General features: G+C 68.5%; 21 protein-coding genes. 15 read left to right on the forward strand and 6 right to left on the reverse strand.

All coding sequences use genetic code 11. The features are described from left to right. Window positions 1-61 precede the first annotated feature (61 nt). Together LWF15_RS22555 and aat are read left to right on the forward strand one after the other, a co-directional pair. Entirely contained in the window at window positions 62-1,045 is a 984-nt protein-coding gene (locus LWF15_RS22555; RefSeq protein WP_232812891.1) for a carbohydrate kinase family protein, read from the forward strand. An 84-nt stretch (window positions 1,046-1,129) separates the two neighbouring features. Beyond that, window positions 1,130-1,822 (forward strand): leucyl/phenylalanyl-tRNA--protein transferase, encoded by a 693-nt coding sequence (gene aat / locus LWF15_RS22560; protein ID WP_232812892.1) that lies wholly within the window; start codon window positions 1,130-1,132, stop codon window positions 1,820-1,822. Here aat and LWF15_RS22565 read toward each other — a convergent pair. After that, window positions 1,806-2,060, reverse strand: coding sequence for a sulfurtransferase TusA family protein (locus tag LWF15_RS22565; RefSeq protein ID WP_232812893.1), 255 nt, complete (start codon window positions 2,058-2,060; stop codon window positions 1,806-1,808). The two genes, aat and LWF15_RS22565, sit on opposite strands and share 17 nt — an antisense overlap. Before the next feature lie 10 nt (window positions 2,061-2,070). After that, on the reverse strand, window positions 2,071-3,252 hold the full coding sequence (locus LWF15_RS22570) for a cysteine desulfurase family protein (RefSeq protein ID WP_232812894.1): 1,182 nt from the start codon (window positions 3,250-3,252) through the stop codon (window positions 2,071-2,073). Between the two features lie 145 nt (window positions 3,253-3,397). Here LWF15_RS22570 and ctaC point away from each other — a divergent pair, with 145 nt between their 5' ends. The 4 genes from ctaC to LWF15_RS22590 all read left to right on the forward strand — a co-directional run bounded on the left by ctaC (window position 3,398) and on the right by LWF15_RS22590 (window position 8,086). Beyond that, entirely contained in the window at window positions 3,398-4,372 is a 975-nt protein-coding gene (gene ctaC, locus LWF15_RS22575; RefSeq protein ID WP_456298977.1) for an aa3-type cytochrome oxidase subunit II, read from the forward strand. Then, window positions 4,369-6,153, forward strand: a complete 1,785-nt coding sequence (ctaD, locus tag LWF15_RS22580) for an aa3-type cytochrome oxidase subunit I (RefSeq protein WP_232812896.1) — start codon at window positions 4,369-4,371, stop codon at window positions 6,151-6,153. The genes ctaC and ctaD overlap by 4 nt, the downstream gene beginning before the upstream one ends. Beyond that, complete coding sequence (locus LWF15_RS22585) at window positions 6,150-6,551, forward strand: cytochrome c oxidase subunit 4 (RefSeq protein WP_232812897.1); 402 nt, start codon at window positions 6,150-6,152, stop codon at window positions 6,549-6,551. The genes ctaD and LWF15_RS22585 overlap by 4 nt, the downstream gene beginning before the upstream one ends. A gap of 308 nt (window positions 6,552-6,859) precedes the next feature. Then, window positions 6,860-8,086: a L,D-transpeptidase gene (locus LWF15_RS22590; protein ID WP_232812898.1), complete on the forward strand. Its 1,227-nt coding sequence runs from the start codon at window positions 6,860-6,862 to the stop codon at window positions 8,084-8,086. A gap of 120 nt (window positions 8,087-8,206) precedes the next feature. On the opposite strand, the gene trpD is transcribed toward LWF15_RS22590, so the two are convergent. Beyond that, on the reverse strand, window positions 8,207-9,247 hold the full coding sequence (gene trpD, locus LWF15_RS22595; RefSeq protein WP_232812899.1) for an anthranilate phosphoribosyltransferase: 1,041 nt from the start codon (window positions 9,245-9,247) through the stop codon (window positions 8,207-8,209). 5 nt (window positions 9,248-9,252) lie between these two features. After that, on the reverse strand, window positions 9,253-9,651 hold the full coding sequence (locus LWF15_RS22600) for a response regulator transcription factor (RefSeq protein WP_408623826.1): 399 nt from the start codon (window positions 9,649-9,651) through the stop codon (window positions 9,253-9,255). A gap of 657 nt (window positions 9,652-10,308) precedes the next feature. On the opposite strand from LWF15_RS22600, the gene ctaE reads away from it, so the two are divergent. From ctaE to LWF15_RS37750, 5 genes are all read left to right on the forward strand, one after another. Next, entirely contained in the window at window positions 10,309-10,986 is a 678-nt protein-coding gene (gene ctaE / locus LWF15_RS22605; protein WP_408623787.1) for an aa3-type cytochrome oxidase subunit III, read from the forward strand. A gap of 70 nt (window positions 10,987-11,056) precedes the next feature. Then, window positions 11,057-11,845, forward strand: a complete 789-nt coding sequence (qcrC, locus tag LWF15_RS22610; RefSeq protein ID WP_232812902.1) for a cytochrome bc1 complex diheme cytochrome c subunit — start codon at window positions 11,057-11,059, stop codon at window positions 11,843-11,845. Window positions 11,846-11,865: 20 nt separating this feature from the next. Further along, entirely contained in the window at window positions 11,866-12,900 is a 1,035-nt protein-coding gene (qcrA, locus tag LWF15_RS22615) for a cytochrome bc1 complex Rieske iron-sulfur subunit (RefSeq protein ID WP_232812903.1), read from the forward strand. Then, on the forward strand, window positions 12,897-14,561 hold the full coding sequence (qcrB, locus tag LWF15_RS22620; RefSeq protein WP_232812904.1) for a cytochrome bc1 complex cytochrome b subunit: 1,665 nt from the start codon (window positions 12,897-12,899) through the stop codon (window positions 14,559-14,561). Before qcrA ends, qcrB begins: the two co-directional genes overlap by 4 nt. Window positions 14,562-14,686: 125 nt before the next feature. Beyond that, on the forward strand, window positions 14,687-15,469 hold the full coding sequence (locus LWF15_RS37750; RefSeq protein WP_232812905.1) for a phosphotransferase: 783 nt from the start codon (window positions 14,687-14,689) through the stop codon (window positions 15,467-15,469). 89 nt (window positions 15,470-15,558) lie between these two features. Here the strand turns inward: LWF15_RS37750 and LWF15_RS22630 are convergent, their stop codons facing one another. Next, window positions 15,559-17,316 (reverse strand): DEDD exonuclease domain-containing protein, encoded by a 1,758-nt coding sequence (locus tag LWF15_RS22630; RefSeq protein ID WP_232812906.1) that lies wholly within the window; start codon window positions 17,314-17,316, stop codon window positions 15,559-15,561. A gap of 172 nt (window positions 17,317-17,488) precedes the next feature. On the opposite strand from LWF15_RS22630, the gene LWF15_RS22635 reads away from it, so the two are divergent. Both LWF15_RS22635 and LWF15_RS37755 read left to right on the forward strand, forming a co-directional pair. Beyond that, window positions 17,489-17,818: a hypothetical protein gene (locus LWF15_RS22635; protein ID WP_232812907.1), complete on the forward strand. Its 330-nt coding sequence runs from the start codon at window positions 17,489-17,491 to the stop codon at window positions 17,816-17,818. 1,455 nt (window positions 17,819-19,273) lie between these two features. Beyond that, window positions 19,274-20,200 (forward strand): C40 family peptidase, encoded by a 927-nt coding sequence (locus tag LWF15_RS37755; protein ID WP_232812908.1) that lies wholly within the window; start codon window positions 19,274-19,276, stop codon window positions 20,198-20,200. 54 nt (window positions 20,201-20,254) lie between these two features. Here LWF15_RS37755 and LWF15_RS22645 read toward each other — a convergent pair whose 3' ends face one another. Continuing rightward, window positions 20,255-21,004: a metallophosphoesterase family protein gene (locus LWF15_RS22645; protein WP_232812909.1), complete on the reverse strand. Its 750-nt coding sequence runs from the start codon at window positions 21,002-21,004 to the stop codon at window positions 20,255-20,257. Window positions 21,005-21,381: 377 nt separating this feature from the next. Here LWF15_RS22645 and LWF15_RS22650 point away from each other — a divergent pair, with 377 nt between their 5' ends. Both LWF15_RS22650 and LWF15_RS22655 read left to right on the forward strand, forming a co-directional pair. Next, window positions 21,382-22,053 (forward strand): gluzincin family metallopeptidase, encoded by a 672-nt coding sequence (locus LWF15_RS22650; RefSeq protein WP_232812910.1) that lies wholly within the window; start codon window positions 21,382-21,384, stop codon window positions 22,051-22,053. A 102-nt stretch (window positions 22,054-22,155) separates the two neighbouring features. Continuing rightward, on the forward strand, window positions 22,156-23,301 hold the full coding sequence (locus LWF15_RS22655; RefSeq protein WP_232812911.1) for a glycosyltransferase family 4 protein: 1,146 nt from the start codon (window positions 22,156-22,158) through the stop codon (window positions 23,299-23,301). Window positions 23,302-23,311 lie beyond the last annotated feature (10 nt).

The raw sequence follows: 23,311 nt of genomic DNA on the forward strand, positions 1-23,311 counted from the left end.
TGGGCACTCGCGGGCGGTTGGTCGGTTCCCCGGAGCGCAGTCACCGGTAGGCTTCCCAGTCGTGCGTATCGCCGTTACCGGATCCATCGCGACCGACCACCTCATGACCTTCGACGGGCGTTTCGCCGACAGTCTGCTCAAGGAGCAGCTGGAGAAGGTCTCCCTCTCCTTCCTCGTCGGGGACCTGCAGATCCGGCGCGGTGGCGTCGGCTGCAACATCTCCTTCGGCCTGGGCAACCTCGGGCTGCGGCCGCTGCTGGTGGGCTCGGCCGGTGAGGACTTCGCCGAGTACCGGTCCTGGCTGGAGCGGCACAACGTGGACTGCTCCGGAGTGCGGATCTCGCAGACCCTGCACACCGCCCGGTTCATCTGCACCACCGACTCCGAGCAGGCCCAGATCGCCTCCTTCTACCCGGGGGCGATGTCCGAGGCCAGCCAGATCGAGCTCGGCCCGCTGTCCGCCGAGGGCCCGCTCGACCTGGTCGTGGTCAGCCCCAACGACCCCGAGGCGATGCTCCGGCACACCGAGGAGTGCCGCTCGCGCGGCATCCCGTTCGCGGCCGACCCCTCCCAGCAGCTGGCCTGGGCCGACGGCCCGCTGATCCGCCAGTACATCGACGGCGCGACCTACCTGTTCAGCAACGACTACGAGGCCGGGCTGATCGAGTCCAAGACCGGCTGGAGCGCCGAGGAGATCCTCGGCCGGGTCGGCATGCGGGTCACCACGCACGGCGAGAAGGGCGTGTTCATCGAGGTCAAGGGCGAGGAGACGATCCACGTGCCGATCGTCCCGGCCACCCGCCTGGCCGACCCGACGGGTATCGGCGACGCCTTCCGGGCCGGCTTCCTGGCCGGTATCGCCTGGGGCCTCAGCCCCGAGCGCAGCGCCCAGGTCGGGGCCACGCTGGCCACGCTGGTGCTGGAGACGGTCGGGCCGCAGGAGTACAACCTGTCCCGGGCCGGTTTCGTCGAGCGCTTCACCTCCGTCTACGGCGAGGCCGCGGCGGCCGAACTGGAGCCGCACCTCGTCACCTTCCGCCCGTAGCGCCGAGGGCCAGTGCGAGACGGCGTGCGGGGAGAAGACGAGCGGCACCGGCGGGACGAGGCGGGCTTCGGAGGGTCGACCGGAATGACTGCGCAACCGGTGGAGCCGCTGGCCAGCCGGTACGCCTTCGACCTGTCGGTGGCCGTGCCGGGTGAGGACCTGATCGGGGTGGGCGCCGACCTGGAACCCGGCACGCTGCTGGCCGGCTACCGCTCGGCGGTCTTCCCGATGGGCCTCGGCCGGCACGGCCGGGGCCCGCTCGGCTGGTGGTCGCCCGATCCGCGCGGCGTCCTGCCGCTGGGCGGGCTCAAGGTCAGCCGCTCGCTCCGCAAGGCCCTGAACACCTTCGAGGTCCGGGTGGACACGGCGTTCGAGGAGGTCCTGGCCGGTTGCGCGGACGTGCGCCGGCCAGGTCGCTGGATCACCCCGCGGATCGCCGAGGCCTACCGTCGGCTGCACGACCTGGGGTGGGCACACTCGGTCGAGTGCTGGCGCGACGGCCGGCTCGCGGGCGGCCTGTACGGCGTGGGTATCGGCGGTCTGTTCGCGGGGGAGTCGATGTTCCACCGCGAGACCGACGCCTCGAAGGTCGCGCTGGTGGCTCTGGTCCGGATGCTGATGGAAGACGGTGACGAGCGCCGGCTGCTCGATGTGCAGTGGCGTACAGACCACCTGGCCAGCCTCGGGGTGGTGGAGATCGGCCGTCAGGAGTACCGCGCCCGCCTGGAAGAAGCGCTGCTCCTACCCCGCCCGGCCGTGTTCAGTCGCCCGGTCTGACCCGTACCTCGCTGCGCAGGAAACGACCGGTCTCGTCGATCGTCCATTCCTGATCGACCACCTCCGCGCCGCGCAGCCGGCACCAGGCCGCGATGTCCGGCTCGGCCGCCGGATCAGTACTCAGCACGGTGACCACACTGCCCGGCACGGCCAGCTTCGCGGCGGCGGCCAGGCGGATGATCGGCAGGGGGCACCGCAGTCCCCGAGCGTCCACGACCGACTGACCACCATCGTCCATTGGTGGAAAGCTACAGATCCTCGGCGCCCAGCAGCGAACGCACCTGGGCCACCGCCTCGGGAAGGGCGGCGCAGAAGCGCTCCACGGCCTCGGGCCGTACGTCCACCGGCAGCCCCACGCGCACGTTCCCGTGGGTGAGTACGCCCATGGCGGCCAGTACGTGACTGGGTTCCAGGGTGGACGCCGTGCAGGCCGACCCGGAACCCACCGCGAACCCCCGACGGTCCAGGTCGTTCACGATTGCTTCGCCGTCCACGTACAGGCTGGAGAAAGTGACCAGGTGGGGCAGTCGCTCGTCCGGGTCGCCCACCACCTCGGTGTCGGGGACCGCGGCCGCCGCCGCCCGGATCCGGTCGGTGAGCTCACGCCGCACCCGGCTCAGTTCGGCCCGCTGCGCGGTGACCGCCCGCAGCACGACCGCCGCGGCCAGCGCACTCGGAACCGAGACCGAGCCGGGGACCTTCTCGGTTCCCTCGTCGGCGGGATAGGGCGAGAGCCAGCGGGTGTTGGCGCGGATCGCCAGCACCCCCAGCCCGTCCGGCGCGCCCCAGGATCGCGGGTCGGCCGTCAGCAGGTCCCAGTTCGGATCTATGGACGTGTGTCCGGCCGCGGCCGCTGCATCGACCAGTAAGGGGACACCGGCCTTCTTGGTCGCCTCGGCCGCCGCACCCACCGGCTGCAGCGTGCCCACCTCACCGTTCGCCGCCTGGAGACAGGCCAGCGCGACACCTTCGCCCGACACGGCCTCGCCGAAGGCCGGCAGTTCGACACGCCCGAGCCGGTCGACCGGAATCAGGACGGGCTCGCCGGAGAACTCGGCGGCGTGCAGGACCGCGGAGTGCTCGACCGCCGACATCACCACCCGGCGCCCCACCCGGCGCCGGGCGTGCAGGGTGCCCAGCACGGCTGCGTGCACGGCCTCGGTGTGGGAGCCGGTGAACACCAGCTCCTCGGTGCGGGCGCCCAGGTCAGCGGCGATCGACTCGCGCGCGCCCTCGAGCAGGAGACGGGCCGAACGCCCTTCCCGGTGCAGTCGGCGCGGGTCCGCCCAACCCTCCGCGACCGCTGTGTGCCAGGCTTCCCGTCCGGACGGGTGAAGCGGTGCGACAGTGGATGCGTCCAGATAAGTCCGTTGCGCCCGTACTCCTTCCGGGTGAGGAACGCCTGGTCGAGCCGGGGGACCGTAAGTCATCCCCGCAGTGTCTCTCGTCCCTGGCACGCCACGCCGATACCAAGTCCGACCCATCGCGGGCGCTGTCGGAGGCACCCGCTACCCTGCTCACGAACGAGAAATCGGGAGCATGAAAATTCAGCAAAAGCACTCGGGGTCACAGGCGATGACCGGGCACCGGGACGAGACCGTGGGAAGGCCGCCGTTGCGTTCGCACGAGGGGTTTGGCAAGGCGCGTCGGCGCGCCCGTGCAGTTGCCGTGGGTTTGGCCGGCGCTGCTCTACTGACTTTGTCCGGCTGCACCGATGCGGTGCAGCGAGGGTGGTTCCCCGAAGACAGCGTGGGGGCCACCGACCACACCGAGCGGATCAGCGATCTGTGGCGTGGTTCCTGGATCGCCGCACTGATCGTCGGTGCGATCGTCTGGGGCCTGGTGATCTGGTGCATGATCGCGTACCGGCGCCGTAAGGGCGAGACCGGTGTGCCCGCGCAGATCCGCTACCACCTCCCGCTGGAGGTCATGTACACGGTCATCCCGGTCATGATGATCGCGGTGCTCTTCGGGTACACGGCCCGTGACCAGTCGGAGATCCTCGACACCAGCGAGAAGCCCGACGTCACCATCGGCGTCGTGGGCAAGCAGTGGTCGTGGGACTTCAACTACAAGGACAGCGACGTCTACGAGTCCGGCGTGATGGGCCAGCTCGACGGCAACGAGGGCGCGGAGGCCGAGCTGCCGACGCTGTACCTGCCGGTCGGCAAGCGCGTCCAGTTCGACCTCACCTCGCGCGACGTCATCCACTCGTTCTGGATCCCCGCCTTCCTGATGAAGATGGACATGATCCCCGGGATCGAGAACAAGTTCCAGGTCACCCCGGCCGTCGAGGGCAGCTTCAAGGGCAAGTGCGCGGAGCTGTGCGGCGAGTACCACTCCGAGATGCTGTTCAACGTCGAGGTGGTCAGCCAGGCCGAGTACGACCAGCACATGGCCGACCTCGAGGCGCGCGGCCAGACCGGTCAGCTCGAGACCGAGCTCGGCCGTAGCGAGATGGCCCCGGAGAGCTCGGACGCCGAGGAGGCGGGCAACAGCGACGCCCAGTCCTTCTCGACCGAATCGAAGACGGCAGAGGTCCAGCGATGACAGCTACGTTCAACGTCGGGGAGCCGGAGTACGTCGCCCGGCCCGTGCCGGCCGTCAAGGGCCGCACCGTGGTCAAGTGGCTGACCAGCACCGACCACAAGGTGATCGGGAATCTCTACCTGATCTCGTCCTTCATGTTCTTCCTGCTCGGTGGCCTGATGGCGGTGCTGATCCGCCTCGAGCTGTTCACCCCGGGCATGCAGATCGCCAGCACGAAAGAGCAGTACAACCAGCTCTTCACGATGCACGGCACGATCATGCTCCTGATGTTCGCGACGCCGCTGTTCGCCGGTTTCGCCAACGCGATCATGCCGCTGCAGATCGGCGCGCCCGACGTGGCGTTCCCGCGGCTGAACATGCTGTCGTACTGGCTCTACCTGTTCGGCAGCCTGATCGCGGTCTCCGGCTTCCTCACCCCGCAGGGTGCGGCCTCGTTCGGCTGGTTCGCCTACGCGCCGCTGTCCAACTCGGTGTACTCGCCGGGGCTCGGCGGTGACCTGTGGGTGTTCGGCCTGGCGCTGAGCGGTCTGGGCACCATCCTCGGTGCGGTCAACTTCATCACCACCATCATCTGCATGCGTGCCCCCGGCATGACCATGTTCCGGATGGGCCTGTTCACCTGGAACGTGCTGATCACCTCGATCCTGGTGATCATGGCCTTCCCGCCGCTGGCCGCGGCGCTGATGGCGCTGGGCGCCGACCGGCGGTTCGGGGCAACGATCTTCGACCCGGAGAACGGCGGGGCGCTGCTGTGGCAGCACCTGTTCTGGTTCTTCGGTCACCCCGAGGTCTACATCATCGCCCTGCCGTTCTTCGGCATCATCAGCGAGATCCTGCCGGTCTTCAGCCGCAAGCCGATCTTCGGTTACAAGACGCTGGTGTTCGCCACCATCGCCATCGCCGCCCTGTCGGTGTCGGTGTGGGCCCACCACATGTACGTCACCGGTCAGGTCGCGCTGCCGTTCTTCGCCTTCATGACGATGCTGATCGCGGTGCCCACCGGGGTGAAGTTCTTCAACTGGGTCGGCACCATGTGGGGCGGGTCGATCACCTTCGAGGCCCCGATGGTCTGGGCCATCGGCTTCCTGGTGACCTTCCTCTTCGGTGGTCTCACCGGCATCATCCTGAGCTCCCCGCCGCTGGACTTCCAGCTGTCCGACTCCTACTTCGTGGTGGCGCACTTCCACTACGTGGTGTTCGGGACCGTGGTGTTCGCGATGTACGGCGGTTTCTACTTCTGGTGGCCCAAGCTCACCGGCCGGATGCTCGACGACCGGCTCGGCCAGGTGCACTTCTGGCTGACCTTCATCGGCTTCCACGGCACCTTCCTGATCCAGCACTGGCTGGGGGTCGAGGGCATGCCCCGCCGTTACGCCGACTACCTGCCGGAAGACGGCTTCACGCTCTACAACCAGATCTCCACGGTGTTCTCGGTGATCCTGGCGCTCTCGGTGGTCCCGTTCGCCTGGAACGTCTACAAGACCTGGAAGAGCGCGCCGCTGATCACGGTGGACGACCCCTGGGGCTTCGCCAACACCCTGGAGTGGGCCACGTCCTGCCCGCCGCCGCGGCACAACTTCAACTCGCTGCCCCGGATCCGGTCCGAGCGCCCGGCGCTCGACCTGCACCACCCGGAGATCGCGGCAGCCGATCACCCCACGCCGGACAAGGGTCTCCTCCAGAAGATCTACGGCGAGGGTGACGTCCACGAACGCGGTCCGGGCCTGAACGCCCCGGACGAGCCCGGTAACGGCTCCGGTAACCAGGGGGTGCAGAAGTGAAGGTAGAGAGCTGGATCTTCATCGGCGGGACGCCTCTGTTCTTCGCCTTCGGCATCGTCTACGGCGTGGTCACCGACTGGAACGAGTGGGTCGGCACGTCCTGCCTGTTCCTCACCGGCGGCCTGTCGGTCATGATCGGTGCGTACCTGGCCTACACGGCCCGGCACATCGACGCCCGCCCGGAGGACAACCCCTACGGTGAGATCGCCGAGGGCGCCGGCGAGCTCGGTGAGTTCGCGCCGCACTCGTGGTGGCCGCTGGCCGTCTCGGCCGCCGCCGCCGTGATCTTCGCCGGTCTGGCGGTCGGCTTCTGGCTGGTCGCGATGGGTGTCCTGATGCTCGGCATCGGCCTCGTCGGCTGGGTCTACGAGTTCTACCGGGGCGAGCACGCCCACTGATCCACCCGCACCACTCGGCGCCCACGGTCCCCGGACCGTGGGCGCCGTCGTTTTGCCCGGCCCGAGCGGGACGAGCAGGCCCGGGAGTGGGCCGTCTGGGTGGTCCCGGCGGGTCCAGGGTGCGCTCAGCAGACCGATAGGGGAGGAATGCTTGAGAGATCCATGATGTTTCAGGTGGTTCTCAAGTGCGGCCGATACACTCCCTTAAGCGAAACATTGCAACCGATGCCCGCCTTCGACGCGTCTTAGGGGCGTCGCTGCATGAACGGGTGCAGTCGGAATCTGTCTGAATCAGGTGGGTAGAAGTGATGAGTCGTGTCGTCGGCGCAAGAAGGACGCGCAGAGCCGGGGTGGTGGCCGCGGCCCTGGCCGCGCTGATCGCCCTGGCCGGGTGCCAGTCCGGCGATTCCGACAGTGCCGGACCGGGTGGCGCGGGCGGCTCCGGGGGCTCGCAGAACCAGGTCGAGGAGACGCCGGCGGCGGCCCCGGCCGCGGTGACGATCACGCCGGGCGACGGCACGAAGAAGGTCAAGCTTGCCAAGAAGATCAAGGTGGCGGTCGAGGACGGCACGATCTCCGAGGTCAACGTCTCCACCGCGACCGGCAAGAAGGTCAAGGGCAAGCTAAACGAGGACCAGACCGAGTGGACCAGCAAGACCGCGCTGAAGGCCGCGATGGGCTACACGGTCCAGGTCAAGGCCTCGAACGCGGACGGGGTGGCCACCGAGGAGCGGTCCTCCTTCTCCACCCTGACCCCCGAGGGCACGGTCTCCGCCTACGTGGTGCCCGGTGACGGCTGGACCGTCGGCGTGGGCATGCCGGTCGTGGTCGAGCTGTCCCAGTCGGTCAGCGAGAGCAGGCGGGCGGGCGTCGAAGAGGCCCTCGAGGTCGACACCGGCGACGACAAGGTCGAGGGCGCCTGGCAGTGGATGAGCGGCACCCAGGTGTGGTGGCGCCCGGCGAAGTACTGGGAGCCCGGCACCGACGTGAAGGTGACCGCCGACCTGGCCGGGGTCGAGGTGGCCAAGGGCGTCTACGGCAAGAAGCAGAAGTCGCAGTCCGACTTCACCATCGGCGACGAGATGATCAGCACCGTCGACGTGGCCGGTCACAAGATGACGGTCCGCAAGAACGGCAAGGTCGTCCGCACCATCCCGGTGACCACGGGGAAGGCCTCGATGGCCACCCGCAACGGGATCAAGGTGATCATGAGCCGCGAGACGTCGCACCGGATGCGTTCTTCCACGATCGGGATCGAGAAGGGCGACGCCGACTACTACGACATCGAGGCGAAGTACGCGATGCGCCTCACCTACAGCGGCGAGTTCATCCACGCCGCGCCCTGGTCGGCCGGTCAGCAGGGCAGCGCGAACGTCAGCCACGGCTGCACGGGCATGACCACCGAGGCGGCCAAGTGGCTGTTCGACCACTCCAAGGTCGGTGACGTGGTGGTCTACGAGAACAGCGACCGCAAGCTGGAGTGGGGCAACGGGTACACCGTCTGGAACGAGTCGTTCGCGGACTGGAAGGCCTGATCCGCCTCTTGAAGCGAGAAGAGCCCCTGGTCCACGGACCAGGGGCTCTTTCGTTCACCCGGCCCGCACCAATAGGTGCGGGTCCAGCGTTCGCCGGTTCGGACGTCTTAAAGCAGGAAATCAGGCGTTGGTGGCGGCGACCCAGCGCTCGAGCACGTCGGCCGCGGCGCCGCTGTCGATCGACTGGGTGGCCTTCTGCACACCCTCGCTGATCTGCTTGACCAGGTCACCGTCGCCGTTGCCGGCAGCGGCCAGCGCGGCCCCCGCGTTGAGCACCACCGCATCACGCACCGGACCCGGCTCGCCGGCCAGCAGCGAGCGCACCACGTCGGCGTTGTGCTGCGGGTCGCCACCGCGCAGATCTTCCAGCGTGGCCCGGGGGAGACCGAGATCGGCCGGATCGAACAGGGTCTCGTCGACCTGGCCGTCGCGCACCTGCCAGACCCGCGAGGGGCCGGTGGTGGAGAGCTCGTCCAGGCCGTCCTCGCCCCGGAAGACCAGCGCCGAGTCGCCCCGTTCGGCCAGCACCCCGGCCATGATCGGGGCCATCCGCAGGTTGGCGCAGCCGATCGCCGAGATGCCGGGCTGGGCCGGGTTGGTCAGCGGCCCGAGGAAGTTGAACGCCGTGGGCACCTTGAGCTCGGCCCGGGTGGGACCGGCGAAACGCAGCGCGGGGTGGAACTTCATGGCGAACAGGAAGGTGATCCCGACCTCGCCCGCCACCTCGACCACCCGCTCGGTGGGCAGGTCCAGACGCAGCCCCAGGGCCTCCAGCACGTCGGCGGCGCCGGAGGAGGAGGACGCGGCCCGGTTGCCGTGCTTGATCACCCGGACCCCGGCGCCGGCCGCGACCAGCGAGGACATGGTCGAGATGTTCACCGTCTTGTGCATGTCGCCACCGGTGCCGACGATGTCCACGGCCGGGCCCGGGATCTCGATCCGGACCGCGTGCCGGAGCATGACCTCGACCAGCCCGGCGAGCTCCTGCACCGTCTCACCCTTGGCCCGCAGGGCGACCAGGAAGGCGGCCAGCTGGACCGGGTTCGAGCGGTCGGTCATGACCTGCTCCATCGCCCACTCGGTGTCCTCCCGGGAGAGGTCCTGCCCCGAGATGAGGGCGGTGATCAGGTGCGGCCAGGTCAGGCCGGCGGTGGTCGACATCAGAATCAGCCTCTGCGACGTCGGGCCAGGACGGTGACCGCCTCGGCCAGGGCACGGGGGTCGAGCGGGTGCGGCACCGCGGCGTCGGCCCGGGACCAGGTGGCCAGCCAGGCGTCCTGCGGGCGGCCGGTGAGCACCAGGATCGGCGGGCACTCGAAGATCTCTTCCTTGAGCTGACGGCAGACCCCCATGCCACCGGCCGGGACCGCCTCGCCGTCCAGCACCAGGACGTCGAAACCACCGTTGTCCACCGCGCTGATCACGGCCGCCGGAGTGGCGCACTCGGTCCACTGCACCGGGGGCAGGTCGACCGCGAGTCGCTTGCCGATGGCCATCCGCACCTTGGTGCGCACGTCCGAGTCGTCGCTGTACAGCAGCACCGAGACCGGCTTGGGCCCGGACACCGGCTGGGCGCCGCTCAGCCGTGGGTCCTCGTGGGCGTCGGGCTCGCTGGGCGGCAGCGGCACCAGTGCGTCGCCCGAGTGGTCACCGGTGGAAGCAGTGGCGCCGCGATGGGCCGAGGTCGTCGTCATCGATCGCTCTCCTGGAGGCGTGATTCATTCCCTCACGTGCCCCCGCCCGGCCCGCTCGCGGTTCTCGATCCGATGGGTCCGACGGATGCCTGCGTGTCGAGCGTGATCGTACCGAAGGGCCGGATCGTGCCCCCACCCGGATGGTCGGCCGGCAGTGACCGAAAGCGACGGCCGGCCCCGTTCGACCGAGCCCTCCCGGAGGTCTCGAAGTGCCGACACGCCGGGAGACGGGAAAGTCGTCGGGATACCGGGTGAACGACTCCGCGTGTCGGAGGGAATTGCCCGGCGAACGTGGGGTGAAGGCAACAGGAAGGCGTTCGGTGAGCCGATGAAGCCTCACGTGACGGCCTATGACGAGCAGCGACCGGCGGGTGGTGACCGCGGTCCGGAAGGCTCTGCCGAATTACGTGATACGAGCCTTGCGAAACCCTCCACCACCTGCGGGAAACCCGCTCAGGCAACAGTTAGGACACGGCGAGGGGCAGACAAGTGCCCCCCGTCCTACATCCGGATCGGCGTGAGGCCATAATGACGCCCGTGGCATCCGTAGCGGCAGTAGACGGCCCGGCAGGGCCGAACGTTCATGCGACTCTCAACCGACCCAACATGGTTCAGGTCGGCACGATCGTTTGGCTCTCCAGCGAGCTGATGTTCTTCGCGGGTCTCTTCGCGATGTACTTCACGATCCGTGCCGTCCAGCCCGAACTGTGGGCGACCGAGCCGCTCAAGCTCGACATCCCTTTCTCGACGATCAACACGATCAACCTGGTGCTCAGTTCCGTCTGGTGCCAGATGGGCGTGTTCGCCGCCGAGCGTTTCCAGCCGAGCGCCCTCGGCACCTGGTGGGCCCCCTGGACCCGCGAGCACAAGTGGCGCAACTGGGGCATGCGGGAGTGGTACCTGCTGACGTACGTCGCGGGCGCCGTCTTCATCTGCGGCCAGGTGTACGAGTACGCACACCTGATCGCGGAGGGCCTGACCCTCGGCACCAACGGGTACGGCTCGGTCTTCTACATGACCACCGGTTTCCACGGTATGCACGTCACCGGTGGGCTCATCGCCTTCCTGCTGATCATCGGCCGCAGTTTCGCGGCCAAGCGCTTCGGCCATGCGGAGGCCACCAGCGCCATCGTCACGTCGTACTACTGGCACTTCGTGGACGTGGTCTGGATCGGTCTCTTCTTCGTCATCTACGTCATCAAGTGAGAAACCCGATGACCGCTACGACGCAGGCCGTTTCGCCTGTACCTACCTCGGAACGTAGGAGTTCTACATCGTGAGCGCACTCGCTGCCCGGCGGCGGCACCCGTTGGCCACAGCACTGATCGTGCTGCTCGGCCTGCTCGTGACGGGCGTGGCCTACGCCGCCGTGATGCCCAGCACGGCGGATGCCTCGACCAGCACAGCCTCGGCCGACGACATCGAGGAGGGCCGCAAGCTCTTCCTCGCCAACTGCTCCACCTGCCACGGCCTCGACGCGGAGGGCCGCAACGAGGCCCCCTCGCTGATCGGCGTCGGCGCGGCCTCGGTCGACTTCCAGGTCGGCACCGGCCGCATGCCGCTGGCCATGAGCGGCCCGCAGGCCCCCGAGGCCACCGTCGAGCTCAGCGACGAGCAGACGGCCCAGCTGTCCGCCTACGTCGCCAGCCTCGGCGCCGGCCCGGCCATCCCGGACGAGGAGCTGCTCGACCCCGCCCAGGGCGACGTCTCCAAGGGTGCCGCGATCTTCCGCACCAACTGCGCCATGTGCCACAACGCGGCCGGTTCCCGCGGTGCGCTGACCCGGGGCAAGTTCGCCCCGCCGCTGACCGACGTCGAGCCGAAGTACATCTACGAAGCCATGATCAGCGGCCCCCAGTCGATGCCGGTCTTCCCGGACCAGACCATCGGCCCGGAGGAGAAGCGGGACGTCATCGCCTTCCTGACCACGATCAGTGAGTCCCCGGACCCGGGCGGCATGTCGCTGGGCCGGCTCGGCCCGGTGACCGAGGGCCTGGTGGCCTGGGTCGTCGGTCTCACGATGCTGATCGGTTTCGCGGTCTGGCTGGGGGCGAAGTCCTCGTGAGCAAGGAAACGGGTGGGACGATGAGCACGCACGAACCGGACCACGGTGGGTCCGACGTCGCCGTCCACGACGGTGACCTCCCGGCCAGGTTCGAGAACCCCGGCCTGCCGGAGCACAAGCACCGGCTGGCCGACACCGACCCGAAGGCCGCCAAGCGCGCCGAGCGGCAGGTAGCCCTGCTGTTCCTGCTGTCGATCGTCGGCACGCTGGTGATGATCGTCGGCTACTTCGTGGTCAAGATGGACCACGGTCTGGGCTTCCTGGACTATCTCGACCGCCTCGCGCTGTCGAACCAGGTCCTCGGCGTCGGCATGGCGGTCTCGCTGCTCGGTATCGGCGTCGGCGCGGTCCACTGGGCCAAGACGCTGATGTCCGACGAGGAGCGGATCGACTACCGGCACCTGCAGCGCGGCACCGACGAGGAGCGCGCCGAGGCCGTCGAGATGCTGAAGACCGGCGTGGAGGAGTCCGGTTTCGGCCGCCGCCCGCTGATCCGCAACACGCTGATCGGTGCGCTGGCGCTGTTCCCGCTGCCGGGTGTCCTGCTGTTCCGCGACACCGGGCCGCTGCCGGGCAAGACCCTGACCACCACCATCTGGAAGAAGGGCGACCGGCTCGTCCTCGACCCGGAGGGTGGCCCGATCAAGGCATCCGACATGGTCCTGGGGGCCGTCGCGCACATCATGCCGGAGGGCATCGAGGAGGCCGACCACGTCCTCAACGAGAAGGCCAAGGCAGCGGTGCTGCTGATCCGTCTCGAGGAGGACCAGCTGGCGCCCGAGTCGCTGCCCGGCTCCTACGGCGGCATCGTCGCGTACTCGAAGATCTGCACCCACATGGGCTGCCCGGTGGCTCTGTACGAGCAGCGCACGCACCACCTGCTCTGCCCGTGCCACCAGTCGACCTTCGACCTCACGCAGAACTGCAAGGTCATCTTCGGTCCGGCGAAGCGGGCGCTGCCCCAGCTTCCGATCACCGTGGACGACGAGGGATACTTGGTGGCAGCAGCGCCGTTCGGTGAGCCCGTCGGCCCGAGCTACTGGGAGCGTTCATGAGCACCACCAGTCCTCTCGAGAAGGCCGGTGCCACGACCGGGAACTGGCTCGACGAACGCGTCGGGGCCTCCAAGGTCGTCCGGGGTTTCTCCCGCAAGATCTTCCCCGACCACTGGTCGTTCATGCTCGGTGAGGTCGCGCTCTACAGCTTCGTCATCCTGCTGCTGAGCGGCACCTTCCTGACCTTCTGGTTCATCCCGAGCGCGGCCGAGACCACCTACAACGGTCCCTACGCCCCGCTCGCCGGGCAGCACGTCTCCGAGGCGTTCGACTCCACGCTGCACATCTCGTTCGAGGTCCGTGGCGGTCTGCTCATGCGGCAGGTCCACCACTGGGCGGCGCTGGTCTTCGTCGTCTCGATGATCGTGCACATGTTCCGCATCTTCTTCACCGGCGCGTTCCGTAAGCCGCGGGAGATGAACTGGGTCATCGGCATGCTGCTGGCGGTGCTGGCGCTGATCGAGGGCTTCCTCGGCTACTCGATGATCGACGACCTGCTGTCCGGCAACGGTCTGCGGATCGCCCAGGCCATCGTGCTGGGTATCCCGGTGGTCGGCTCCTACGTCAGCTTCTTCCTGTTCGGCGGCGAGTTCCCGGGTGAGGCCTTCATCCCGCGGTTCTTCGTCCTGCACGTGCTGCTGATCCCGGCGATCATGCTGGTGCTGATCACGGTCCACCTGATCCTGGTGGTCGTGCACAAGCACACCCAGTACCCCGGCCCGGGCCGGACCAACAACAACGTGGTCGGGTTCCCGCTGTTCCCGATCTACACCGCCAAGGCCGGTGGGTTCTTCTTCATCGTCTTCGGTGTGATCGCCCTGATGGGTGCGTTGTTCCAGATCAACCCGGTGTGGATCTACGGTCCGTACGACCCGTCACCGATCAGTGCCGGCGCCCAGCCCGACTTCTACATGGGCTTCCTCGACGGCGCGGTCCGAATAATGCCCGGGTTCGTGGAGTTCGAGATCTGGGGCCACACGGTCTCGCCGAACATCTTCATCCCGACCCTGGTGGTACCGGGCCTGATGGTGACGCCGGCGCTGCTATACCCGTGGATCGAGCAGTGGGTCACCGGTGACAAGCGCGAGCACCACCTGCTCGACCGCCCGCGCAACGCGCCGACCCGGACCGCTCTGGGCGTCATGGCGATCACGGCCTACGTGCTGCTGTGGATCAGTGGTGGTAACGACATCATCGCCACCCACCTGCACCTGTCGATCAACGACATCACGTACTTCCTGCGGGTCGGCGTGTTCGTCCTGCCCGCCCTGGCGTACGTGATCACCAAGCGGATCTGCATCGGTCTGCAGCGCAAGGACCGCGAGAAGGTGCTGCACGGCCGGGAGACCGGCCGGGTGTTCCGGACCGAGGAGGGCGAGGTGTTCGAGCTGCACGCCCCGCTGTCGGCCGAGGACCGCTGGCTGCTCGTCGGCTTCGACTCGCCGGAGCCGGCGCGGGCGCTGCCCGCCACCGACGCCTCGGGGGTCCGCCGTCCGGGCGGTGCTCTGGAGAAGCTGCGCCAGAAGGTCAGCCGGTTCTACTTCGAGGACCGGGTCGCTCCGGTGACGCCGGCCGAGCTCGCCGCCGCCCACCACCACGGTGAGCACGAAGAGGTCTCGGCCAGCGGGGGCGCGCGGCCCGAGGTCGAATCCGGCCACTGATCGCAGGCTGATCACAGTAGGACCCGTGAGGGCCGGCGCCGATCCTTCGGGATCGGGGCCGGCCCTTCTGCTTTTGGACGTGCGTGCCGGGGTTGCGCCGGGTGCTTTCCTGGCAGGGTGGTCGGGTGAGCGCAGAGGAAGTTCTGATCGGCGGCGTGAACGAGGTAGTGCGCATCGGGAACACGGTGCGCCGCCCGACCGGCCCGTGGACGCCCGCGGTCCACGGGCTCCTGCGGCACCTGCGGGAGCAAGGGTTCACCGCAGCCCCGGCCGTGCACGGTGTCACCGACGACGGTCATGAGGTTCTGGACTTCATCCCCGGCGAGGTGAGCAACTACCCGCCGACCCCGGCCGCGCGTTCGGCCCAGGCGCTGACGAGTGCGGCCCGGCTGCTGAGGGCGTATCACGACTGCACGGTGGACTACGCGGCTGCGGCGGGCGACGGCTGGATGCTGCCCGCACGCTCACCGGTGGAGGTGATCTGCCACAGCGACTACGCGCCGCACAACTGTGTGCTGAGCGGCGAAGAGGTTGTGGGGATCATCGACTTCGACACGGCCCACCCCGGCCCTCGGCTCTGGGACGTGGCCTACGCCGTGTACCGCTGGGCGCCACTGACCGCCCCGGCCAACGACTCCGGGTTCGGCGCGGTGGCGGAGCAGGCGTTGCGGGCCCGGCAATTCTGCGACGCCTATGGTCTGGACGTGGCCGGTCGGGCCGGGCTGATCGACATGGTGGTGACGCGGTTGCATGCCCTGGTCGACTTCATGAGGGCTCAGGCGCAGGCCGGTTCGGCGGCGTTCGCCTCGCACGTGGCGGACGGGCACGACCGGCTCTACCTGGCGGACGTAGAACATGTGCTCGGTCACCGGGCGGCGCTGGAGCGGGAGTTGCTGGCCGGGGGTTGAGCTTTCGTCTGCTCGCGTTCGTCCTTCAACGGTATGTGTGCGGCCTACTGCGAACAGCGGTCTTTGTACGTGCGGGCCACAGGCTGCTCCTACGGAAGCTGGATCGTGCGGTGCACCTCTTTCGGTAGCCCGAATCGGGCCTGGGCCGCCCCCTTCACCGGCCAGGCCCACGTGCCCTCCAGTTCGACCAGACGGGTACCGGGCTGCTCCAGCCAGTTCAGGACGATCTCGGTCTCTTCCGGGTGCGCGGAGGGGTAGGGCACGTCGCGAGGCTGGACGACCTCGCCGGTGAGGTTCAGTGCGTCCACATAGGGCATCGGGTCGGCTCCGGGCGGCGACACGCTCGTGCCGGCCAGACGGCCGTGACGGACCAGGGCGAACTCCCAGCCGCCCCGTTCGAGGCGGCGGGCGCCGATCAGGTGGGGCACGGCGGCGATCGGGGCCAGGCGCTGGGCCCGGGCGGCGCCGCGCAGGTACGACAGCAGCCGATCCCGGTGCTGGGCGGCTTCTTCGTAGCGTTGCAGCTCCGACAGGGACGTGGCTCGGCGCAGCGACGCCTCGACCACCGGGCCGGCGTCGGTGAGCAGGGCCGCGCGGACCTGTTCGACGACCTCGTTGTAGGCCGGGATGTCGATGCCGCCGATGCAGGGGGCTCCGCAGCGGCCGATCTCGGCGAGGATGCAGGCGCTGGCGTTCTTGGACGGGCGCCGAGGCAGTTTGGGCGTGCAGCGTCGCAGGGGGTAGGCCTCGTGGATGGCGGCCACGGCCAGCTCGGCCTGCTCCTGCGAGGGGAAAGGGCCGGTGTAGGTGGCGCCGTCGGCCACCACCTCGCGCACCACGGAGAGCCGGGGGTAGGCCTCCGCGGTCAGTTTGAGCCACGGCTTGCGTTCGGGAGCCTTGGAACGGCGGTTGTAGGGCGGGGCGTGCTCGGCGATCAGGCGGATCTCGCGCACTTTGGCCTCGAGCGTGGTGGCGCAGGGCACGGGCGTGACTTTGGCGGCCCGGGCGACCATCTCGCGCATGCGGCTGCGTTGCTCGGCCGCGGTGAAGTAGTTACGCACCCGGGTACGGATGTTGACCGAGGTGCCGACGTAGAGCACCTCGCCCTTCTCGTCGCGGAACATGTAGACGCCGGGACCGGTGGGCATACCGTCGGCCAGATGGCGCTTGCGGCGGGTGCTCTCGGGCACCTTGGCGGAGAACCCGCGCAGTTCGCCGAGGGTGGTGACGCCGAGCGTGCCGATCCGGCTGAGAAGGGCGTGCAGCACGTGCACGGTGGCCCGGGCATCGTGCAGCGCCCGGTGATCGGGCTCGACGGGGGAGCCGAACAGCGTGGCCAGGGTGTGCAGCTTGCGGTTGGGCGCCTCGTCGCGGCTGACGATGTGCCGCGCCAGTTTCACGGTGTCGATCACCGTGGGGGAGGGCCAGGGGTGCCCGAACCGCTCGCAGGCGGCCTTGACGAAACCCACGTCGTAGGGGGCGTTGTGGGCGACCAGCACGCTGCCGGAGCAGAACTCCAGGAACGAGGGCAGCACGGCGCCGAGGGAGGGGGCACCGGAGACCATCGAGTCGGTGATGCCGGTGAGCAGCGAGATGAACGCCGGGATCGGGCTCTCCGGCCGGACCAGGGTCTGGAACTCACCCAGCACCTCACCGCCGCGCACCTTGACCGCGCCGAACTCGGTGATGCCGGCGTCGGCCGGGGCGCCACCGGTGGTCTCCAGGTCGAACACCACGAACGTGACTTCGGACAGGGCCTGGGCATCGTTCTTCCCGGCCCCGGTGACAACTATTTCTTCGGGCCAGAGCGCCTCCTGGGTGGCGACCGCCGACTCGGTACTGCTCATGCGAGGACCGTATGTCAGCCCACCGACAGTCTTGGCGTCGGCCCTGTCCCCGCCGCGCTCACGCCAAGACTGTCGGTGGTCACCCCTAGCGTTCTCCTCATCGGCACCGCGCCGTCCGGGCAGCACGATCGATCGTGATCCACAGGCCCGTGAGCATTCTCGGAGGGGCACCATGTTGATTGACTGCGACTCCTGCGCCGTTCGTGGCCCGGCCTGCCGTGACTGCGTGGTCACCGTGCTGCTCGGGGCCCCCACGGTGCGGCGCACCGGGCGCGACCGGCTCCCGGGCACCGGAATCGACCTGGACGGTAAGGAGCAGGCGGCGATCGCCGTCCTGGCCGGCTCCGGGCTGGTCCCGCCGCTGCGCCTCGTGGCCCGGCCGGTCGACCCGGACGAGGCCGGAGTCCTGAACTGGGACCACGAGCCCGCCGGGCGGGAAGGTGGCCGTGAGCCGCACCGTGAGCACAACCGCAGGCCGGAGCGCCGCGAGGGCGCGGCCTAGTTTCAGTAAGGCAGGTGCCTTGCTGCGGTGGGGCAGGTGCGTAGTTCTAGTGGGACGAGTGCCTACTTCTCGTGGGACGAGTGCCTAGTTCCAGTAGGCAGGTGATCCAGCACCCGTCGGCAGGTGTCAAGTTTCAGTGGAGCGGATGCCTGGTCCTGGTGGGCAGCGGAATGCGTTGTCCTTGGCTCCTTGGCTCCTTGGCTCCTTGGCTCTGCAGGTCTGTGGCCCGAATTGGGCGTAGTGCAGGCCTATACCCGCAAGCCCGGCGTAGAGCGAGTCTGCAGTGCAACTGTCGTCGGCGTCTCGACCGGGCGTCTCGACTGGGCGTCTCGATCGGATGGCCGGGCGTATTGACCTGGCAACCTGGCCGGATGCCTTGACCGGGCGTCTCGACCGGGCGTCGCCACCCGGCAACTTGGCCGGGCGCCTTGACCGGGCGTTTCGACCGGATGACCTGGCGCTTCGACCCGACAGCACGGACAGCATTCAGCGGTTTCACGGTGGGCCCGGCTGGTGAGCTGGGCTGAGGCCTGGCTGGTGGGCTTGATCGGCATCGGTGCCTCGCCAGCGAGGGCGGTTGCCGCGTTCGATCCATGGTTCGGCCTGATGCAGCCTGCGGAAGGGAAAGCCGGCGTCGTGGCCTGTCGGCCTACTCGACGTGGTAGGCAACGCTCACGGATTGGCCGAGACGGAAATGATTGCCTCGGCGACCTGAATTGCAACGCACGTCAAAGAAATTGGCCAAGCTGTGGTCCCTCGATTCGCGGGCCGACCGCATATCGCAAACCCAAGGGATGCTCTGGGATGCCGTTCGCTCGGACCGGCTTCAGGAGTCCCTTCGGCACTCGTACTGCCTTCGTCACCCTGCGTCTCACGTCCCTCACCGCTCAATCACCGTGACAGCCCCCGGTGTCATTGCCGCGAATCGGGCGAAACCTCTCTAAGGCACGCTTCGGGGAACGTTAAAATTTTATGACTCAAGTTAAGGATGGGGTGTCGATATAGGCATCTAGCAGCAAGGATTACCCTCCGCACACTTCGTGCGGCTAAGCGCTGACTTTGGTAGGGGTGTCCCTGCCCGATATCTTTCCTCTGTTCACAGACCGTCGCCGCACCCGAGGCCTGGAGCCTTTTTTCTGCGGCACGGCTCAGTTTCCGTCACGGCGAGTTTCCCGTCGTGCGGGCGCCAGAACGGAGAGCTCGCGCTTGCGATCGGACGGACCGAAACCCGGCCAGCCTGCAGAACAGCGGTCTGATGTCCAGCACTCCCAGTCGCGCGACGCCGCGCCCGGGTCGCAGCTCGTTGTCGGTGATGAGTCGAGAAGAGCCGGCAGTGCCTTCAGGAGAAGTCGCTCCCACGGTCTGCGTCTGACCGGCTGGCGTCGTTTCGCCGGTGTTCTGCTTCCGCTCGCCCTGGCCGGAGGCGTCGTCTTCGCCTCGCCCACGGCCAGCGCGGTGCCGAACCCGAGCGTCGGCGACGTCAAGAAGAAGGTCGAGAAGCTCCGCGAGGAGGCCGACCAGGCCGCGGAGGACCACGCCGAGACCCGCGAGAAGCTGAAGTCGACCAAGGTCAAGCTGAAGGCGGCGAAGAAGGAGCTCAAGGAGCAGGAGGGCCGGGTCCAGGTCCTCAAGGAGCAGGTCGGCCTGCTCGCGGCCGAGAGCTACCGTCGCGGTGAGCTGTCCGCGCTCGACCTGATGCTCTCGGACGACCCGGAGTCCGCGCTCTCCAAGGCCGGCTACCTGCCCTCGCTGTCGGAGCGGCAGAGCGGTGCGCTGAACAACCTGGCCGACGCTCAGAAGAAGCTTCTGGACACCCAGAAGTCGATGGAGGAGCAGGTCAAGTCCATCGAGAAGGCCAAGGTCAAGATGGAGAAGGACGAGAAGAAGGCGAAGCAGCGGCTGGCCGCTGCCGAGTCGGAACTCAGCACTCTCCAGGCCAGTGAGCGCGCAGCCGTCAACAACGCCACCGGTGCCGGCGGCATGCCCACCGACCAGACGGCCGGAACGTGCAACAGTGCGGCCGCGGCGGCGCCTTCGGCCGCAGCCCGCACGGCCATCCAGTTCGCCTGCGGTGAGCAGGGCAAGCCGTACGTCTGGGCCGCGGACGGTCCCAGCTCCTACGACTGCTCCGGTCTGACCATGAAGGCCTACGCGGCTGCCGGTGTCTCGCTGCCGCACAGCTCGCGGATGCAGGCCGGCTACGGCACCTCGGTCAGCACCAGCTCGATGGCCCCCGGCGACCTGGTGTTCTTCAACTCGCCGATCAGCCACGTGGGCATCTACCTGGGCAACAACACGATGGTGCATGCGCCCTCGAGCGGTGACGTGGTGAAGGTGGCCAAGCTCTACTCCGCCCCGGTCGCCGCGGCCCGCCTCGGCTAGCAGAACCGCCCGGAACGGCCTCGCCCCCAGCGATCTGCTGAGGGCGAGGCCGTTTCACATTTTGCTGAACACCGCCAGGGCCTCCGCGTCGGACGGGATGGACCGCACGTTCTCCTCGATGAACTCGTCCAGCCCGGGGTAGCCGCCGGCCTCGGCCCGGAACAGCTCGGCGGCCGCATCCAGGTCGTACTCGCTGTGCCGCAGCACGACCGATGGGCCCAGCAGAGCCCAGTAGGCACCGGGAACACCGGCGTAGGGCATGCCCACGCTGCCGGGATTGACGAAACGCCGACGGTCGGCGAGGCGGTCGAACGGCATGTGCGTGTGACCGAGCACCACTGTCGGCTCGTCGAACTCCGCGAAGGCCTCGGCGTAGGTACTCATCGCAGAGTCCACGAGCACGATCTCCGTGTCGCTGCGGGTGGTGGCGTGGCAGAAGCGCACCGGTCCCAGGTCGTCGATCTCCAGCCGCACCGATAATGGGAGGTCGTCTATCAGGTCGCGTTGTGCGCGGGAGAGCGCAGCCGCCGTGTACGCGGTGGTGGCCTGTACATCCGGCGGCAGCGACTCGTCCGCTGTTCCGGTGTCGTAGGCCCGCAACACCTCGCGTTCGCAGTTGCCGTGGACCCAGACCACCCGATCGCCGAGCGCAGCGAGTCTGTCCAAGGTCTGCGCGGGCATTGGGCCGGTGGTGATGTCGCCGTTGAGGACGAACGCATCTACCCCTGCCAGTTCCGCGTCCCGCAGTACAGCTTCGAGCGCGGGCAGATTTCCGTGGACGTCGGCCAGAACTGCTACTCGCATGCGTGCCTCCCCATGGGTAAGCCACGAGAATCCAGCGCCGCCGCAGCCCGGGCAAGGACATCTGCTTTCCGCGAAGCCGGCGGCGAGGAACGGCATGGAGCATTGACCGCGCTGGGTAATCTGACCCGATGCGGCGGGTCCTGGTCTTCGGCGCCCTGCTGCTCCTCGCCGTTCTCACCGTCGCGCTCGTAGACGCCCCAGCGACCAGTCCCGGTGCCGCCGCCACCGCGTCCCTCGGGTCGGCGACGCCCCCCACAGCTTCCCCGGCGCCGGATTCGGGCCCAGGCTCTTCCACGTCTTCAAACAAAAAGACGTCGGGGGCTGCGGCTGTCTCCGACCGATGCCGCGTAACCGGGCCTACAGAGCTGCAGAAACTCGTGGAGCAGCTGGCCGCCCTGTGTGAACCGTCGGCCCAGACGGTTGATGCGATCTGGGGGAGTACCTGGGCCGACGGCGCCGGGCAGCAAACTCGCCTGGTTGTCGCCGGTGACATCCAGGCGCTGGCGGGGCTGTTGAAACGCGAGAACACAGATGGGCTGGCCAAGACGGCGGCCGTCACCGTAGGCCCGAAGCACTCCCCGGCAGACGCGGTCTATATCAATGGCCCTGCGTTCGTGGAGCTGAGTGACCTAGGGCGCGAGGTCGTCCTTACGCACGAGCTGGTTCACGTCGCGTCCCGCGCAACGGGGGACTGGGATGCTCCTACCTGGCTCGAAGAGGGCTTCGCCGACTACGTGGCCTATCGCCACACCGATCTCACCCCGCGTCAGATCGCTGAGGCTGCTCTTGATGCCCCCCTGCCACAAGCTCTTCCAACTAAGGACGATTTCGACGCCGCGGGCTCGAACGCTGCGGTTTCGTACGGACGGTCGTGGGTAGCGGTGATGCTGCTCGCCGAGCGCCTGGGCGGGGATGCCGCGATGAAGAGCTTTTACGAGAGGACGGCTCACAGGGGTATCGAGGACGCGTGGGGGTCGGCAGGGTTCGAGGACGAGGCAGCGTTCGTGCAGGCGTGGCGGGAAGAGATCCAGGAACTCAGGTTGGGCTGAAGGGGATTGGGGCGGGCAGGCTCGGGGTGGGAGAGTTGAAGAGCGCCCAACAGACCGCATGATCTTGCACGACCGGAAGGACCAGGCCGAAGTGGTAACCCTGTGAGCGGACGCACGCTCATCATCACCAACGACTTCCCCCCGCGTACCGGTGGCATCGAGTCGTTCGTCCTGGCCATGGCTCGGCGCTTCCCGCCCGGGCAGGTCGTCGTGCACACCAAGCGGCAGAAGGGCGATGCCGAGTTCGACGCCGGGCTGAATTTCCCGGTGGTCCGGGACAAGTTGCCGATCATGCTTCCCACCCCGGCCATCACACGGCGGTCCATCGAGATCGCCAAGGCCGAAGGCTGCGACCGGGTCTGGTTCGGGGCAGCGGCGCCGCTGGGACTGATGGCGCCCAGGCTGCGCGCGGCCGGCATCGAGCGAATCGTTGCCACCACGCACGGGCACGAGGTGTGGTGGTCGGTGGTGCCCGGGGCCCGGGGGTTGATGCGGCGCATCGGGCGTCACGTGGACGTGCTGACCTATCTGGGCGAGTACACCCGTAGCCGGATCGCTCCGGCGCTCGATCCGGCTGCTCTGACGCGCTTCGTGCAGCTGACGCCGGGAGTGGACGACTCGGTGTTCAACCCCACCGTCGACGGGGCGCAGGTGCGGGCCGAGCTGGGGCTGGGCAACCGGCCGGTGGTGGTCTGTGTCTCCCGCATGGTGGCTCGTAAAGGGCAGGACACGCTGGTCGAGGCGTTGCCGCGGATCCGCGAGCGGGTTCCGGACGCTGCGCTGCTTCTGGTCGGGGACGGCCCCTACCGCTCCGAGGTGGAGCGGCGGATCGCCCGGGCCGGGCTGGACGAGCACGTCTTCGTCACCGGGCGGGTGTCCTGGACCCGGATCCCGGAGTACTTCGCCGCCGGCGACGTGTTCTGCATGCCCGCGCGCACCCGGATGGGCGGGTTCGATCTGGAAGGCCTGGGCATCTGTTACCTGGAGGCCGCGGCGACCGGTCTGCCGGTGGTGGCGGGTGATTCGGGCGGGGCGCCCGACGCCGTGCTGGAAGGCGAGAACGGGTTCGTGGTCAGCGGGACCGACGCCCGGGCGGTGGCCGACCGGTGCGCCGACCTGCTGCTGGACAAGGAACTGGCCGCCAAGTTCGGGCAGCGCGGCCGGGAGTGGGTGCTCCAGAAGTGGCGCTGGGACGACCTGGCCGTGCAGTTGCAGCGCATGCTCGGCAGCGGCCGCTCAGCGCCGTGAACTGAGGCAG

This window comes from Kineosporia rhizophila, from assembly GCF_021277265.1.
Lineage (GTDB): Bacteria > Actinomycetota > Actinomycetes > Actinomycetales > Kineosporiaceae > Kineosporia > Kineosporia rhizophila.